Consider the following 16,050-nt stretch of genomic DNA (forward strand, 5'->3'; position numbering starts at 1 on the left):
CGTTCATCCTGAGCCAGGATCAAACTCTCTGATAAAGTTTGATGTCTCAAGACAACCAACTAGCTTAGTTATCTCTCATCATTACTGTTTTAAAGTTCATTCACTCAAACAATGAAGTTCGGTTTCTTAAAAACCGAACCGCACTCTCACTAAACTCAGCTTCGCTTCATTAAGTGATCGTAGTGTGTAAAAGAATTTTCGAGAATCGTATGTGTTTCACTGTTTAGTTATCAATGTTCATTGCTTCTCACTGTCTCTCGACAGCTTATTTACTTTACCACATCTTCTTTTGTTTGTCAACAACTTTTTTGAAGTTTTTCAAGCTCTTTGAAGATGAAGTTTTGTCATCCGTGTTGGCGACTTGACTACTTTATCATAAGCAGTTTCATTTGTCAACATCTTTTTTATTTATTTTTTGCTTCTTTTTTATTATGTCATACAATTCTGTACACATATTTCTTTGAAGCGTGTTTCAGTATACCATTTCTTTCCACTCTTCGTCAAGCCCCTTTTTGCATTAATTTTTCTGATACTTTTGTAGCTTTTTACATGGCATACTGCATACTGCAGATACCATCATCTCATTGCAATATTTAAGGTTGTATTGACCACAATTCAGCTTTATACTGAAGCTACTGAAGCTATTAAAATATATCGGAATAAGTCGCCGCTATACCTTTTTATGCTGGCGTCTTTTCCAATTAAAGGAGCATCCATTATGCAGGTATGCAAAGACTATTTACATATTTTTCTTGATATGGGCGATGCACTGTTAAACAGCGGTGCAGAGATTTTCAGAGTAGAAGATACGTTAAACAGAATGGGGTATGCTTGTGGTGCCACCCAGATGAATGTGTTCGTGATCACATCCAGCATTGTTATTACGATAGAATTTCCCGGAGAGGCTGCCCAAACACAAACCCGCCGGATTCGCGAAGGAGGCGGGAATGATTTCACCAAATTGGAGCAGCTGAATGATTTAAGCCGCCGCTTCTGCAGCCACCCTGTGTCTCCGGCAGAATTGCAAAAAGAATTTGATATGATCAATACAGATAAGTCACATCCCCTTTGGAGGCTTCTCGGAACCATTCTTGCAACCTGCAGCTTCACTTTCTTTTATGGCGGAGGTCTTTCTGACGCCATTGCAGCAGGAATTGGAGCTGTTCTGATCTGGACTTTTCAACAGTATCTTCGCCCGTTATGCATGAATGAAGTGACATTTCAGTTTACCGCCTCTTTTCTCACCGGCTGTGTAATTTGTTGTTTCACTTTGCTTTGCCCTGTGCTTCATATAGATAAAATCATGATCGGCGATATTATGCTCTTGATTCCAGGTCTTATGTCAACCAACGCTATTCGTGATGTACTCATCGGCGATACTCTATCAGGAATTATCCGTTTGATAGCATCTCTGCTTCTGGCAGCTGCGCTGGCGCTTGGATTTATGGGGTCAATTATTTTATTTAGGAGGTTTGGGCTTTGAACACAACAATGATTATACAACTGATCACCGGGGCCCTGGGCTCTACCGCATTCGGTATTCTCTTTCATATGAAAAACAAACACCTGCCGCTGGCTGCTGCAGGTGGAATACTTAGCTGGCTGGTATTTATTTTAGGAAAAGTGCTTTGGGGAAATGTTTTTCTGCCTACACTGCTGGCTGGTTTTATTGCAGATGTGTATGCCGAAATCCTTGCAAGAATATGTAAAGGAACTTCTACCTCTTTTTTTGTTACCTCCGTGATTCCATTGATTCCAGGAAGCACACTTTATTACTGTATGAGCAGTATTGTAGAAGGAAACACCATAAAAGCACTGACATACGGACGTGATACCTTTCTCTTTGCTTTCGGTATCGCAGCTGGAATGAGTATCGCATGGGCGATCTGTTATTTCTTCAGAAGTATTAGGGCAAAGCAGCACTGATTACTACTTATTGAAAGCCCTGAAGAATATTTATAAAAATACGGATCAGAAAATTATTATCGTACATAAAACTTAAAAACGGGTCTTTTTCTACCATCTGGATACCTATTTTCCCAATCTGGGTATTATAACAAATTGTAAGTAAAAGTAATGCGATCCATAGGAGCAATATCGCTTTTGCTCCGCCCACCAGTGCTCCTGCCAGTTTATTCATCCCATGTACCACTGGAAATTTGGTTAATATATCCAGTACTTTTATTAAAAATCCAATGAAAAGCCTTGCCAGAAAATACGTGATCAAAAAAGAAATTCCGTTCATCACGATCCCGGTCAGATAATCCGCTATATATTCGGAGAACGTATTCGCAGCAAGCTGCTGATATCCTTTAGCAGTGTTGTTCTCAAGAATGTTTTTCTTGATAAACTCCGGCAGATTCAAGTCATCAACAAACTCTTTTTGCTTTTGCTCTCCAAAACCGTCGGAGGTTCCATCCAGTTTCTCTTCTACAACCCCCCGGCAGTTTTCCTTAACCATATTATAAACTGGCGTTCTCTCCCTAAGAAAGCTGCTTACATATGGATTTAATGCGCCGGAAATAATAATGGAAAATAATACAAAAAATGTAGCTACAACCTCTTTCACAAACCCTTTCTGAAATCCAGTTATACATGCACTTGCAATCAATACAAGTACGACAATCCCTAGCCAGGTCAGATTCATCTTCTCCCTCTCTTGTTTTCTCCTGCTTATATTCTGCACAGGTATTTTATCAACTGAATTTGATCACATTAACACCGCTGTCCAATACCAGCAGATACCGGTTCCATCCAATCTTAAAGAAATCATTGATATCGCCGTCCACTGTCCCTGTATATTTCTCATTTCCTTTCCCATCAAGAACACAGATCTGAGAGCTGTTAAACATCAGGATATTTCCATCACTCATGCGAATCGTGCTGTAAGGAATATTAAACTCTTTTTTAAATTTCATTTTTCCGGAAGCAGAGTACACTTCCATTGTATACAGCTTATCTTTACTGTCATTTTTAAACACAAGGCCAATGGTTTCATCATCATAAAAGGTACTGACAATTTCTTTATCCACTTTTATGGTTTGGCTCTCTTTAGGAATCTGACGGCCTTTATATAAAGTAAATCCATCATCCCTTACTGCAACAGCCTGATGGCTGCTAAGGCATTGGATCTGTGGAACAACTACGCCTTCATATGTAAAGCCGCTTACGATCCGGTCATCATCGTTCTGTCCTACTTCACCAAAATTATAAAATGCCACATAACTGGTGGTTTCCCCACCGTCCACATATTGATAAGCCACCATCATAATGATCCCGTCATCTGAAATGGAAACATCCAGAGGATATCCCGGATCTTCGATCTTCGTCTGGTTCTCTGCGATCAGACTTCCATCTGTGCTGTAATAGTTAATCCAGGTGTCATCTCCTCCATCCAGGATCGCAGCAACCAGTCCGGATTTGGATACCTTTGCCTTTACTATGTTATAAGACGTAGTCACACTTCCAGTCAGTCCGTTCTTGTCATAAATACGGATGGATGTACCATCTTTATCTGCGATCACTGCCTTACCGCTGCATACATCAGCCATCGGTGTCTGCATATCGTAAGTTTCGCTCCACAAAGTATCCAGATTTTTGTTCACAAGAGATACCCCATCATGACTGTAACGGAGAATCTTTCCATCCATTTCCGCATAATTGGTAGAAACTGTATCTTCCTGTTCACTGGTTTTCAAAATCTTGTAATCATGATAGCTTCGCTTCTGAATATAAAGAACAACCAGGAAAATCAATGCCACTGCGGCGGCTGCAATCATCAGCCCTCGCCGCATTGTATCAGGCATATATTTCCCCACACTTTTTTTATGCTTTCCATTGCCTGTCTGCGCCAGTTTTTCCCTCTGGATCCGCAGCCGTCTTCTTCGTATTTTTCTTTTTATTTCTTTAAATGTGTTCGCCATATTCACCTTTTCCCTGCACTTCTATCTGTGTGTATATGTCTGCCTTGCAAACCTCTCCAAATATGAAAGTCAGCTGCTCTGCGTTTATGACGCAGAGCATCTGCCCGACACATTATATCACATTTCTCTAAGGGAGTACAATCACCTGTCCTGGATAAATAATCTGATTCTCTGCAATTCCATTCAATTCACATATTTCCCGTATTACATCCATTGATCCGTATTTTTCAATACTGATCTGATATAAGGTATCCCCAGGGCGGATTACATAAGTATCATGAGCATTTCCGGAGGTTTCCACCATTTTCCCTTCTGTAGTGCCAGTATCCACACCAGCAGTACTTGGATCTTCCGCATTTTCTATATCCTCATTTTTTATTTCTGTATTTTCTGCAACAGCATTTTCTATATCCGATTCTTCTATAGCTGAATTTGCCATATCACCTCTTATGTCTGCTCCTGTGCTGTCTTCGGTGGTTGTTTTGGTCAAAGCTTCCCTGCGCTTCGCTTTTCGCTCATCTGATTCCTGACGATAAAATTCTGAACTGCCTGTTTCTTCTACCGCATTTTCGTCAGAACTATTTTCCGTTCTGCTCTCCTGAGGTTTTTCTGTAACCGGAACTTCCTCCCAGCTATCCTCATCCTGATTCTGCGGATTTGCATTTTCTGTATTTGTACTTTCTGTATTTACATTTTCTGTATTTACAATTTCTGTATTTGTACTTTCTGCATTTGCACTTTCTGCATTTTCCCTTTCTGTATTTACTCCTTCTGTATTTGAACCTTTTGTATTTATACTTTCTGTACTTGTACTTTCTGCATTGACATTTTCAGCATCTTCTCTTTTCTTTACATCTGTCCCTACTGCCATAGATGATGAGGGTACATTTTCCTTTATGTCCTGAAACTCCCGGTAATTCCGGTACAATCCTGTTCCTACCGCCAGAAGAGCCAAAAGAATGCATGCAGTGGCTGCATAGGAAAAAACAGAGGTATGTACCTCCGTCTCTGCTTCGTTGCTTTTGTTCTTTTTTTCTTGGATGATCTTTCTGAAAGTTGTCACTGCTTCGTCACTACATTTTTCTGTAAATTCCGGTTTCAGGATTTGATTCTTTTGAACCATATATTCCTGCATAGCAGCATTTTTTTCGTAATAAATATAATAGCCCTTAACTTTTGCCATCAAACCATTTTCATAATGAAAAAAAGCCTCTTCCCCTTCTGTTGGTTCCGCCAGCATCAGGACCTTTTCTCCGCCAAAATACTGAAGATGTATTTTTTGCATAAGTTCTGTAATTTCAACCGCCATCTGAGGAAATGCAAAATACCATCCCAGAATATGCTGTTCCGGAAAATACTGCTTTTGCTCATCTTGTATTGTGATCCATACTTCCTCTGAAAGATCAATATGTTCAGGTGTTAAATCCTGGCATTTTGCAAGAAGTGCTCCCCTAATAAAAAGATATCCTGTTCCGTCTTCCCATTGCATCTCCCCTGTGAATACAGCCAGGCTTCCCTTTTTTTCCTCGTCTTTGCAAGCAGCTGCAGATAGCCTCCCAAGGAAAGTATACACATAGTCTTCCATATAGATTCTGTAATTTCCTCTGATCTGTCCGATCTGCCGTATATTTCTTGGAAGGTTAAAATTCCCTTCATTCTTTTGTACTTCCCTTTTTTCATCCTTGTAAACAACTTCAATCATCTTTCATCACCCCTTCCGGTACAGCATAGCATATGAGAAATGCAGATTTTATCATAATATAAGAGGTATCCCCATAAATTTGCCGACAGAATCTTACAAGTCTCATTGCCCGCCGGAAAGCCTCTTCGGAATTAAAAATACCTGGATAAATCCTTCCTGCTAGATAGCTGCAAATATCTGCAATTGTTCAATGCGCTCACAGCTATGAATATTTTTTCTTTTTTCCGGATATCATGAAAACAAGACAGTCACAGACAATGGAGGAATTATGGCTTTTTATATAAACGGAAAGGGTAAAAATCCTTCTGGGGAGGTTGCGTATCTTTTAAAAAAATTTATATTACATCATACAGGTAAATGGTCGGAAATCGTATTCCTGTGTATTGGCAGTGACCGGGCAACCGGCGACTGCCTGGGACCGTACGTAGGCTGGCATCTTAGTCAGCAAAAGCTGCCTGGTGTCTTTGTGTACGGAACCTTGAACGCCCCTGTACATGCATTAAATCTAGAGCAGAGCCTGAAGCACATACAAAAACATCATTCAAACGCCCTTGTGATCGCAATTGATGCTTCTCTGGGTGCAAAAAAGCACCTGGGATATATCACCATCGGAAATGGTTCCTTATACCCAGGTGCTGGTGTTCAGAAAAATCTTCCCCCAGTGGGAGATATTCATATTACCGGAATTGTAAACATCTCAGGATTTCTCCATCCGCTTACCCTGCAGACTACCCGCCTTGCCACAGTCATTGACCTGGCGGAAACCATCACAGGAGCAATATTGGAAATCTTTTCTGAGGATCACAGTTATGCAAACTCTTTGATCTGTTTGTAAATACCGTCTGCATCAAGTCCATATTTTTCAAGCAGAGCTACAGCAGGACCTGACTCACCATATACGTCATTGATACCGATACGTTTAACCGGAACAGGAGCCTTCTCAGCCAAACACTCACATACTGCACCGCCAAGACCGCCAATAATGGAATGCTCCTCAACAGTTACAACCTTACCAGTCTCCTTTGCAGCAGCTACTACAAGCTCCTCATCCAACGGTTTAATGGTATGAATATTGATCACCTTTGCATCAATACCATCTGCTGCCAGCTTCTCGGCTGCTTCCATGGATGCTGCTACGCAAAGTCCGTTTGCAATAATGGTAAGATCCTTACCTTCACGAAGGACAATACCTTTGCCAAGTTCAAACTTATAATCTGGTCTGTCATTGATCACCGGTACTGCCAGTCTTCCAAATCTCATATATACAGGGCCTACATGCTCATATGCAGCCTCTACCATGGCCTTTGCCTCGATATCATCAGATGGGCTTGCGACAACCATTCCAGGAATGGTACGCATAAGTGCAAAATCCTCACAGCACTGATGGGTAGCACCATCCTCGCCTACGGAAATACCACCATGAGTAGCACCGATCTTTACATTAAGCTTAGGATAGCCTACAGAATTACGTACCTGCTCATAAGCACGGCCTGCTGCAAACATTGCAAATGTACTGGCAAAAGGTACTTTACCGGTAGTTGCGAGACCAGCTGCAATACCAATCATATTACACTCTGCAATACCACAGTCAATATGACGTTCCGGAAACTCCTTCTTAAAGATACCTGTCTGTGTAGCTGCAGCAAGGTCAGCATCCAGAACGATCAGATCCTCATGTTTTTTGCCTAATTCTACCAGTGCATTACCATAGCTGGCTCTTGTTGCGATCTTCTTTACTTCTGACATAATGCTTCACCTACCTTTTCCAGATCTTCCATTGCCTGTGCATACTCTGCATCATTTGGAGCTTTTCCGTGCCAGCCTGCCTGATCTTCCATAAAGGAAACACCCTTTCCTTTTAAAGTCTTCATTACGATGGCTACAGGCATGCCCTTTACTGTCTTTGCTTCCGCAAAGGCTTTACGAAGCTGCTCCATATCATTTCCATCAGCCACATTGATCACATGGAAATTAAAAGCTTCAAATTTCTTGTCAATTGGATACGGAGAGCAAACATCCTCGATCCTGCCATCAATCTGCAGGCCATTGTTATCCACGATCACTACAAGATTATCCAGCTTTCTGGCACCGGCAAACATAGCTGCCTCCCAGACCTGTCCTTCCTGTATCTCACCGTCTCCCAGAAGTGTGTACACTCTGTAAGAATCTCCACTGAGTTTTGCAGAAAGTGCCATACCTACAGCTGCAGAAATCCCCTGTCCCAAAGATCCACTTGACATATCCACACCCGGAATATGTTTCATATCCGGATGGCCCTGCAGATAAGATCCCAGATGACGCAGTGTCTTCAGATCTTCTTTTGGAAAATATCCTCTTTCTGCAAGAACAGAATACAGTCCCGGAGCTGTATGACCTTTAGAAAGTACAAAACGGTCTCTGTCAGCCTTCTTCGGATCCTTAGGATCAATGTTCAATTCTTCAAAATAAAGATATGTAAATAAATCTGCTGCAGACAAAGATCCGCCCGGGTGGCCGGCTTTTGCTGCATGGACTGCGGTGACAATATCCTTGCGGACTTCATTCGCAATTTTCTGAAGCTCTAAATTCTCCATTATAGTTCTCCTTTTTACTTATTTATCTCCGAATACTGCTCTGTAATCATTCTGGAATTTAACGATACCAGCATCAGTAAGCGGATGATGAAGCATCTGCTCAAGCACCTTATATGGTACAGTGGCAATATCTGCACCTGCCAGAGCACACTGTGTAACGTGTACCGGATGACGAACGCTGGCAGCAATGATCTCAGTCTTGATATCTGCAACTGCAAAGATCTCTGCGATCTGGCGGATCAGGTCAAGACCATCTGTAGAAATATCGTCCAGTCTGCCAAGGAACGGAGATACATAGGTTGCACCTGCTCTTGCAGCAAGAAGTGCCTGATTTGCAGTGAAGATCAGAGTAACATTTGTCTTGATTCCTTCTTTGGACAGAACTTTAACAGCCTTCAGGCCTTCTCCTGTCATCGGGATCTTAACAACCATGTTAGGATGAATCTTAGCGATCTCACGACCCTCACGGATCATACCTTCTGCATCTGTTGTGGTAGCCTTAACCTCACCGCTGATCGGTCCGTCAACGATCTCTGTGATCTCTTTGATAACTTCATTAAAGTCTCTGCCCTCTTTTGCGATCAGAGAAGGGTTTGTGGTAACACCACAGATAATCCCCATATCATTTGCTGCTTTAATATCCTCTACCTTTGCTGTGTCAATAAAAAACTTCATTGCATTTTCCTCCTCTTTCTTAAGCTTAAGCTTACATCCCTGGCCTTATTTAGGCCATTCTTTTTCTTTGATACTCGTAACTGATTAATACCTCATAGTCACTGATAATTTAATTATAGCAGACTCTTTTGCAAGGTCAAGCCAGACGATATTTATTAATAGCTTTTTTATTAATAAATACTCGTTTTATAAATAATCATTAGTCGTTACAAGGAAATATCAATGTGAATGTACAGGAAAATCAATCTTTTTATCGTTTTCTGCAACTGCGATCATTCAGATTATTATTAATATTTTTAGCTCGTTTTATTTATTTTTGTTTGTCTTCTGCTTTTTTATCTTTTTTTCCACCTTCGCATAACCAGTAGTTTTTCTGGCAATTACTCTGGGGGAATATTCAATATTATAAAGGCTTGTAGGCTGTATATCTGAAAAAAAGCTGTCCTTGGTGCCGATCTTACGGATAATGATATCACAGGCATCCCTGCCCTTCAGCGCCACAAAATGTTCAATCGTCGTCAGTGCGATCCTGCGGATCCCGGAATAAAAAATATTATCACATCCGATCACAGAAATATCCCTGGGCACATGAAGCCTGGCTTCCTGCAATGCATCCAATGCTCCGATCGCCATCATATCATTTTGTCCTGCTATGGCTGTAAACTGTCGGTTCTCGGAAAGAAGCTCCATAGTCAGCTCATAGCCCATAGAGTATTCTGTATCCATACGGGGCAGCTGCCTGTCCATAGACTCATCTGCCACCTTAATGATCACATGCCCGGAAAGGCCTGCATTTTCATATTCCTTCACAAAGCCTTCAATACGCTTTGACCGCTGCCATTGTCTTTTGGTAAGCGGCGGTGTGATAAATGCCACATCCCTGTGTCCCAGATCCAAAAGATGCCGGGCCATCAGCCTGCCAACTACCGTATTATCCTGATTAATGGCATCCACAGTTGTGGTACGCTCCTTGTTGCTGATGATCACAAGAGGAATTTCTTTTGCCATGTCCTCCACCTGCTTTTGAAAATCAGGATGAGGATTGCATGCATAAATAATCCCCTGGGGCCGTATATCTGCCATCATCCGCAGATACTTTTCCTCAAATGCTGCATCTCTTTGAGTATTACAAATAAACACTCCATACCCTTGTTCATTGGCCACAGATTCAATCCCCTGCAGCAAAAGCACATAATAGGGGCTGGTAAGTGTAGGGCAGAACACCACGATCAGTTTTTCTTTTTTATCAGCCTTTTTGTTCTTGTGGCTGGGAAGCTGATATCCCAGTTCCCTGGCAGCTTTTTCCACCTTTTCTACAGTGTCCCTTGAAAAAGAAACGTTGTATTTTTTGTTTAAAACCATAGAAACTGTTGCCTGAGAAACACCTGCCCTTTCAGCAACATCCGATGAGGTCGCTTTTTTCTTTGCCACAGGTCCTACCTCCTACAGTTCCACCCTGCCTTCCAGCGCACGCAGAAGTGTTACCTCATCAATATATTCCAGGTCGCCTCCCACCGGCACTCCACTGGCAATGCGGCTAACCCGGATCCCGGTAGGCTTGATCAGCTTACTGATATACATTGCTGTAGTTTCCCCTTCCAGACTGGAATTGGTAGCAATAATAACCTCTTTCACATCGCCCTGAAGGCGTTTCATCAGTTCCTTCAGCCGAATATCATCTGGGCCAATCCCCAGCATAGGGGAAATTGCTCCATGAAGGACATGATAGACACCCTCAAACCTGCCTGTCTTCTCGTAGGCCGCCAGATCCCTGGTATTTTCCACCACCATAATAGTGGAATGATCTCTCCTGGGATTGGCACAGATAGGACAGATCTCCTGGTCCGTCAGGGTACAGCAGCATTTACAATACTGTACCTTTTCCCTTGCCTGGGTGATTACAGAGGTAAGCTGGTTCACCTGATCCTTTGGCATATTAATAATATGAAAAGCCAGGCGCTGAGCTGATTTGGCTCCGATCCCGGGAAGGGATGACAGCTGCTGGATCAGCTGGTTGATATGGCTGCTGTAATATTCCATCAGAACGGAAGGCCTCCGCCCATGCCCATACCGCCAGTCAGCTTGGACATCATGGATGTAGACTCCTGCTCAACCTTGCGAAGTGCTTCATTGGTCGCCGCTACGATCAGATCTTCCAGCATTTCCACATCGTCCGGATCTACTGCATCCGGATCGATCTTTACCTTGGTTACTTCTCTTTTACCGGAAATAGTTACTTCAACTACCCCGCCGCCAGCTGAAGCTGTAAACGCTTTTTCTTCTAATTCTTTCTGGCTTTCTTCCATCTGGCGCTGCATTTTCTGCGCCTGTTTCATAAGATTATTCATATTTCCCGGCATACCCATGCCTGGAAATCCTCCACGTTTTGCCATAATAAACTCCTCCTGTCAATCTTCTTCTATAACTACATCCATATGGATATTCTGACGGATTGCTTCGTCCACAGTCACCTTGGACAAATTAGTATACGAATGATTATTTGCCACCAACAGCTGCACCTCAACTGCTTTTCCGGTCTGTGCAGCAATAATATCCATCAGTTCCTGCCTGGCTTCAGGATCATCCACATAATTCTTGCCAAGAAAGTCCTGAAATTCCACATATAATACAGGTTCGCCTGTATCGCCATTGTACTTGGGAACTGCCTTTAAAAGCTGATCTCTGAACACTCCGGTAGTCTGCCCTGCGATCGCCCGCCATCCGGCAACGATCTTCTGCAGATCCTCAGGTGCTGCTTTCGCAGGCTTCTTTTCTTCCTGTGCAGGCTGCGCCCCGGTCTGTTGGACTACACCACCTGATTGTACCACAGTCTGCTGCACTATTGCACCCTCATCTATTCTCTGCTCCAGCACTCTCAGTCTGTCAAGCACAGAATCCAGGTTTGTTTCCATGGCAGGCCTGCAAAGCTTGATCAAACCGATTTCTATAAGCACACGCTTCTGAGTGGCATAACGGATCTGACTGGACAGATCCGAAAAAACCCGTATATAGCGCATTAATGTTTCTGTATCTACCATCTGGCTTTCTTCTTTTAGAAGCTTCAGATTTTCAGAGGAAACATCTATCGCCTCCTCCGGATTTTCTGAGGTCTTCACAAGAAGAAGGTTCCTCATATACCAGGTAAAATCTCCTACAAACTGACTTAGTTCCCGGCCGCCTGTGATCAGATCCTCCAATGTACGAATGGCACCTGTCACATCTCCGTTAATCACCTTACGCAGAAGCTGGCTGAACACTTCCGTATCCACGGCCCCGAGAACTTCCAGTACCTTGTCATAGGTCAACTCCTGTCCCAGGTAAAAAGCAATACACTGATCCAAAAGACTGAGTGCATCACGCATGGAACCATCCCCTGCCTTTGCCACATAGCGAACCGCCTTTTCTTCTGCTTTCACTCCTTCAATCTTAAGAAGCTCCTCCAGTCTGGCAGAAATGGTATCAATGGATATTCTGTGAAAATCATAACGCTGGCATCTGGAAAGGATAGTGATCGGGATCTTGTGGGCTTCTGTTGTGGCAAGGATAAATATCACATAAGCAGGCGGTTCTTCCAGTGTCTTTAACAGTGCATTAAATGCTCCTGTGGAAAGCATATGAACCTCATCAATGATATAAACCTTGTAATTACCTTCTGTAGGCCTGTATGCAACCTCCTCACGGATCTCCCTGATATTATCCACACCATTATTAGATGCAGCATCTATCTCAATTACATTCATGGATGTCCCTGCCTGAATCGCTTTGCACATCTCACATTCATTACAGGGGCTTCCGTTGACAGGATGTTTGCAGTTTACTGCTTTCGCCAGAATCTTGGCCACAGTTGTCTTACCGGTACCTCTGGTACCACAGAACAGGTAGGCATGTCCGATACGGCTGGCCTTGATCTGGTTCGTCAATGTTGTCACAATATGATCCTGTCCCTTGACATCCTCAAAATTATCCGGTCTGAACTTCCGGTAGAGAGCAGTATAACTCATAAATCAGCTCCTTGTATTTCAGACATTTGTCCCTTAATCTCCAAAACTGATACCGATCTGCTTTGCAGCCAGCACAGTCTGATCCTTCGGATCTACGGTTTTTAATTTACCAGCACACTCTGCCAGCGGCACTCTCTTGATCTTGCCGTCAACAATACCGATCATCACACCATATTCTCCGTCCAAGATAGCCTCTGCAGCGCCTGCGCCAATCCTAGTAGAAAGAACCCTGTCATAAGCACATGGTTCTCCACCTCTCTGGGTATGGCCCGGAACCGTGATCCTTACTTCTGCCCCTGTCTCAGCAGAAATCTGGTCTGCGATCTCATAAGAAACAGACGGATACTTCTTGGCTCTTGCTTCCAGTTTTTCTTTGTATTTCTTCTTAGGCAGATTAGCATCTTCTTTAGAAATAGCTCCCTCTGCTACTGCAAGGATCGTAAATCGCTTGCCTGCTTTGGCTCTCCTGTTGATAGCCTCAGCAACCTTCTTGATATCATAAGGGATCTCTGGGATCAAAATAATGTCAGCACCGCCTGCAATTCCTGAATGAAGGGTGAGGCTGCCAACCTTGTGTCCCATAACCTCAACAATAAACACACGTCCATGAGATGCTGCTGTTGTATGGATACAGTCAATGGCATTCGTAGCAATATTCACCGCACTCTGGAAACCAAAAGTCATGTCTGTTCCCCAGATATCATTATCTATCGTCTTCGGAAGATGGATGATATTCAGCCCTTCCTCTCTTAACAGATTGGCTGTTTTCTGTGTACCATTACCCCCCAGGATCACCAGACAATCCAGGCACAGCTTGTAATAAGTCCGCTTCATGGCCTCTACTTTGTCCAGACCGTTGGCATCCGGAACTCTCATCAGCTTAAAGGGCTGTCTGGATGTGCCCAGAATCGTACCTCCCTGCGTCAGTATGCCAGAAAAATCTTTGGAAGTCAGCATCCTGTATTTCCCGTAGATCAGGCCCTTATATCCATCGTCAAAGCCATATACTTCCAGTTCGTCCACACTGTTGGTAAGTCCCTTTACTACGCCTCGCATGGTGGCATTTAATGCCTGGCAGTCACCGCCGCTTGTAAGCAAACCGATCCTTTTGATCATAATTCCTACCCTCCATTTCTGTGTTTTCACACGGTCTTAAAATCTTAATTATTATATACCAAAATATTTTTTCGCACAACAAGAAATAGTTGAAATCTCCCAAAAGCCTTGACAAATCCGTCAAAACTACATATAATAAATTCCGCGCAGCCGGGGAGATAGCGGTGCCCTGTACCTGCAATCCGCTACAGCAGGGGTGATGCCAATCTGAGGCTTGTGATCTGTGGAGCTGCCCTTTATAAGTGGCGTTGACGTCTGGGTCTTACGCAACAGGAATCTATGAACCGTGTCAGGACAGGAATGTAGCAGCACTAAGTAGAAGCTTCTGTGTGCCGTGAGGGCGCCTGGGCCGAGTTAACTGTAAAGGTAACGTCTGTGGATGCATTCCGAGGTGCGGCGCGCAAAAATAAATATACCACATATTCTTTTATTATTATAACAATTTCATATTTTAATTCATTTTCTGACGCGCCAGTATTTTCAGGCGCTTTTTTTCTTCCCTGAGATCTGCAAAAAAAGCAGACAGCATATGAGAGCACTCTTCTTCCAAAACGCCCCTTGTCACCTTTACTTTATGATTAAACCCATCCATTTCAAGAAGATTTAATACCGATCCTGCACATCCGGCCTTAGGATTCATACTGCCGATCACCACCTCATCAATTCGTGACTGAACCAGAGCCCCCGCACACATTTGGCATGGTTCCAGGGTCACATACATGGTGCACCCTTCCAGTCTCCAGTCCCCCTGCTTTTTGCTTGCCTTTTTTATTGCATTCAATTCTGCATGGGAAAGGGTATTCTTATCCGTATTTCTCCGATTATAACCCCTTGCAATGATCTTTCCTTCATATACAATCACGCAGCCAATGGGAACCTCCTTCAGTGCCAGTGCTTTTTTTGCCTGACGGATGGCTTCTTTCATATATTTTTCCTGTTCAGTCATTTATCTTTTCCTTTTCGATAATTCCCTGGTGTTTTTCCAGTAAGATTTTTAAATACTTTTCCAAAATAGGCACTGCCTGAAAAACCTGTGGCATATGCAATTTCTGTCACAGACAAATCGGTTTCTGTCAACAATTTTTCGGCCTGCCTGATCCGATAATCCTGCACATAGTCAAAGGGAGTTTTGTGGATACACTCCTGAAAGCAGCGGATACATTCCCGACTGCTTACAGATGCAGCCTCTGCTATTTCTTCCAGCAGGATCTTGTGATCGTAATTCTCATGAATATAAGACAGCATGTCCATGATCCTGGTCTGATTTTCTGAATACGGTCCTCTTTTTGACCCTTGAAACATATCCCTGGCTTCTTCCATCAACAGCAGCCAGATTTCACTAAGCAGATTCCTTGTTTGAAATTCCACATTCTCCATCGCCTGCATCCGCCCAAGCTTAATGAGCATTGCCAGCAATTCTCTCTGTCTTTTGATTTCTCCGGCAATCCCCAAAATCTCAAGATGACGATTCTGAAGAATAGGTGCTAAATATTTTGTTTCATAAATGCTTTTAAAATGTCCTGCAAGAAGCGTTGAATGAAACAAATGAGACTCCAGCACGCAGGCCTGGTCTCCGCCCCCATCTTCCATGGAACAAAGAACATTAGAATTTATGAAATAGGCCTGTCCTTTCTGGAATATATAAGATTTACCAGAAGTAAAAACCTTCACACAGCCAGCTTCCACATAATTCAATTCCAGTTCTTCATGCCAGTGCCAGGGGACCTTTGTCTTTTTTATATTCACATGATGGTAGGCGTATGGATATTCCTGTGTGATCCCCTGGATTGCCTCTTGCTGATTTTCTTTGATCCTAATTTTCATTTTACCTGCCTATTTTTACAAAGTCCCTGTTCAGCAGATATTCTTCCGTAAGGTGTTCTGCTATCACCGATAGCTATTTGGAATGTATTTTTAATATTACATCTGCTATTTTGTCTATATTTTTATATTTTATGACACTAATATTGTTTTTTTACTTTCTTATCTGAAATATAATTATATCAGAAAACAGCAGAAACTGTAAAGTGATTTCTGAAAGCAGGAAAAAGTCATTGCTG

The 16,050-nt window shown here is 42.8% G+C and carries 16 protein-coding genes and 1 other RNA gene; 4 read left to right on the forward strand and 13 right to left on the reverse strand.

Annotation, left to right across the window (positions count from 1 at the left end):
• Window positions 1-718: 718 nt before the first annotated feature.
• Together AB5916_RS15925 and AB5916_RS15930 are read left to right on the forward strand one after the other, a co-directional pair.
• The gene (locus AB5916_RS15925) at window positions 719-1,483 is read left to right on the forward strand and encodes a threonine/serine exporter family protein (protein ID WP_368191751.1); all 765 of its coding nucleotides are present in this window, start codon (window positions 719-721) and stop codon (window positions 1,481-1,483) included.
• Window positions 1,480-1,926 carry a threonine/serine exporter family protein gene (locus AB5916_RS15930; RefSeq protein ID WP_368191753.1) on the forward strand — a complete coding sequence of 149 codons (447 nt, stop codon included), beginning with the start codon at window positions 1,480-1,482 and terminating at the stop codon, window positions 1,924-1,926. The genes AB5916_RS15925 and AB5916_RS15930 overlap by 4 nt, the downstream gene beginning before the upstream one ends.
• A gap of 7 nt (window positions 1,927-1,933) precedes the next feature.
• Here the strand turns inward: AB5916_RS15930 and AB5916_RS15935 are convergent, their stop codons facing one another.
• From AB5916_RS15935 to AB5916_RS15945, 3 genes are all read right to left on the reverse strand, one after another.
• Entirely contained in the window at window positions 1,934-2,647 is a 714-nt protein-coding gene (locus tag AB5916_RS15935; RefSeq protein ID WP_368191755.1) for a CvpA family protein, read from the reverse strand.
• Window positions 2,648-2,696: 49 nt separating this feature from the next.
• A complete protein-coding gene (locus tag AB5916_RS15940; protein ID WP_368191757.1) occupies window positions 2,697-3,923 on the reverse strand; it encodes a DUF5711 family protein in 1,227 nt (408 codons plus the stop codon).
• Between the two features lie 127 nt (window positions 3,924-4,050).
• A complete protein-coding gene (locus AB5916_RS15945; RefSeq protein WP_368191759.1) occupies window positions 4,051-5,625 on the reverse strand; it encodes a LysM peptidoglycan-binding domain-containing protein in 1,575 nt (524 codons plus the stop codon).
• Between the two features lie 268 nt (window positions 5,626-5,893).
• On the opposite strand from AB5916_RS15945, the gene yyaC reads away from it, so the two are divergent.
• Window positions 5,894-6,460 (forward strand): spore protease YyaC, encoded by a 567-nt coding sequence (yyaC, locus tag AB5916_RS15950; RefSeq protein ID WP_158422571.1) that lies wholly within the window; start codon window positions 5,894-5,896, stop codon window positions 6,458-6,460.
• On the opposite strand, the gene AB5916_RS15955 is transcribed toward yyaC, so the two are convergent.
• The 8 genes from AB5916_RS15955 to AB5916_RS15990 form a co-directional block, all read right to left on the reverse strand.
• Window positions 6,433-7,371 (reverse strand): transketolase family protein, encoded by a 939-nt coding sequence (locus AB5916_RS15955; protein WP_158422570.1) that lies wholly within the window; start codon window positions 7,369-7,371, stop codon window positions 6,433-6,435. The two genes, yyaC and AB5916_RS15955, sit on opposite strands and share 28 nt — an antisense overlap.
• Window positions 7,359-8,198, reverse strand: coding sequence for a transketolase (locus AB5916_RS15960; protein WP_368191761.1), 840 nt, complete (start codon window positions 8,196-8,198; stop codon window positions 7,359-7,361). Before AB5916_RS15960 ends, AB5916_RS15955 begins: the two co-directional genes overlap by 13 nt.
• A gap of 18 nt (window positions 8,199-8,216) precedes the next feature.
• Window positions 8,217-8,873 carry a fructose-6-phosphate aldolase gene (gene fsa, locus AB5916_RS15965; protein WP_158422568.1) on the reverse strand — a complete coding sequence of 219 codons (657 nt, stop codon included), beginning with the start codon at window positions 8,871-8,873 and terminating at the stop codon, window positions 8,217-8,219.
• A 306-nt stretch (window positions 8,874-9,179) separates the two neighbouring features.
• On the reverse strand, window positions 9,180-10,304 hold the full coding sequence (locus tag AB5916_RS15970; RefSeq protein ID WP_368191763.1) for a LacI family DNA-binding transcriptional regulator: 1,125 nt from the start codon (window positions 10,302-10,304) through the stop codon (window positions 9,180-9,182).
• A gap of 12 nt (window positions 10,305-10,316) precedes the next feature.
• A complete protein-coding gene (recR, locus tag AB5916_RS15975; RefSeq protein WP_158422566.1) occupies window positions 10,317-10,913 on the reverse strand; it encodes a recombination mediator RecR in 597 nt (198 codons plus the stop codon).
• The gene (locus AB5916_RS15980; protein ID WP_294530622.1) at window positions 10,913-11,266 is read right to left on the reverse strand and encodes a YbaB/EbfC family nucleoid-associated protein; all 354 of its coding nucleotides are present in this window, start codon (window positions 11,264-11,266) and stop codon (window positions 10,913-10,915) included. Before AB5916_RS15980 ends, recR begins: the two co-directional genes overlap by 1 nt.
• Before the next feature lie 15 nt (window positions 11,267-11,281).
• Complete coding sequence (gene dnaX / locus AB5916_RS15985) at window positions 11,282-12,874, reverse strand: DNA polymerase III subunit gamma/tau (RefSeq protein ID WP_368191765.1); 1,593 nt, start codon at window positions 12,872-12,874, stop codon at window positions 11,282-11,284.
• Window positions 12,875-12,907: 33 nt separating this feature from the next.
• A complete protein-coding gene (locus AB5916_RS15990) occupies window positions 12,908-13,990 on the reverse strand; it encodes a 6-phosphofructokinase (RefSeq protein WP_158422563.1) in 1,083 nt (360 codons plus the stop codon).
• 142 nt (window positions 13,991-14,132) lie between these two features.
• Here AB5916_RS15990 and ffs point away from each other — a divergent pair.
• An RNA gene (ffs, locus tag AB5916_RS15995) (signal recognition particle sRNA large type) lies at window positions 14,133-14,387 on the forward strand.
• A 54-nt stretch (window positions 14,388-14,441) separates the two neighbouring features.
• On the opposite strand, the gene tadA is transcribed toward ffs, so the two are convergent.
• Window positions 14,442-14,936, reverse strand: coding sequence for a tRNA adenosine(34) deaminase TadA (gene tadA / locus AB5916_RS16000; RefSeq protein ID WP_368191767.1), 495 nt, complete (start codon window positions 14,934-14,936; stop codon window positions 14,442-14,444).
• Window positions 14,933-15,814 carry a helix-turn-helix domain-containing protein gene (locus AB5916_RS16005; protein WP_368191768.1) on the reverse strand — a complete coding sequence of 294 codons (882 nt, stop codon included), beginning with the start codon at window positions 15,812-15,814 and terminating at the stop codon, window positions 14,933-14,935. Before AB5916_RS16005 ends, tadA begins: the two co-directional genes overlap by 4 nt.
• Window positions 15,815-16,050: the final 236 nt, after the last annotated feature.

The sequence above is a fragment of the Blautia sp. 1033sp1_1033st1_G9_1033SCRN_220408 genome, assembly GCF_040929965.1.
GTDB lineage: Bacteria > Bacillota > Clostridia > Lachnospirales > Lachnospiraceae > Blautia_A > Blautia_A ammoniilytica.

Coding starts and splice junctions, on each gene's coding strand:
- AB5916_RS15925 (WP_368191751.1), top strand. CDS start 719: ATGCAGGTATGCAAAGACTATTTACATATTTTTCTTGATATGGGCGAT.
- AB5916_RS15935 (WP_368191755.1), bottom strand. CDS start 2,647: ATGAATCTGACCTGGCTAGGGATTGTCGTACTTGTATTGATTGCAAGT.
- AB5916_RS15940 (WP_368191757.1), bottom strand. CDS start 3,923: ATGGCGAACACATTTAAAGAAATAAAAAGAAAAATACGAAGAAGACGG.
- AB5916_RS15945 (WP_368191759.1), bottom strand. CDS start 5,625: ATGATTGAAGTTGTTTACAAGGATGAAAAAAGGGAAGTACAAAAGAAT.
- yyaC (WP_158422571.1), top strand. CDS start 5,894: ATGGCTTTTTATATAAACGGAAAGGGTAAAAATCCTTCTGGGGAGGTT.
- AB5916_RS15955 (WP_158422570.1), bottom strand. CDS start 7,371: ATGTCAGAAGTAAAGAAGATCGCAACAAGAGCCAGCTATGGTAATGCA.
- AB5916_RS15960 (WP_368191761.1), bottom strand. CDS start 8,198: ATGGAGAATTTAGAGCTTCAGAAAATTGCGAATGAAGTCCGCAAGGAT.
- fsa (WP_158422568.1), bottom strand. CDS start 8,873: ATGAAGTTTTTTATTGACACAGCAAAGGTAGAGGATATTAAAGCAGCA.
- recR (WP_158422566.1), bottom strand. CDS start 10,913: ATGGAATATTACAGCAGCCATATCAACCAGCTGATCCAGCAGCTGTCA.
- AB5916_RS15980 (WP_294530622.1), bottom strand. CDS start 11,266: ATGGCAAAACGTGGAGGATTTCCAGGCATGGGTATGCCGGGAAATATG.
- dnaX (WP_368191765.1), bottom strand. CDS start 12,874: ATGAGTTATACTGCTCTCTACCGGAAGTTCAGACCGGATAATTTTGAG.
- AB5916_RS15990 (WP_158422563.1), bottom strand. CDS start 13,990: ATGATCAAAAGGATCGGTTTGCTTACAAGCGGCGGTGACTGCCAGGCA.
- tadA (WP_368191767.1), bottom strand. CDS start 14,936: ATGACTGAACAGGAAAAATATATGAAAGAAGCCATCCGTCAGGCAAAA.
- AB5916_RS16005 (WP_368191768.1), bottom strand. CDS start 15,814: ATGAAAATTAGGATCAAAGAAAATCAGCAAGAGGCAATCCAGGGGATC.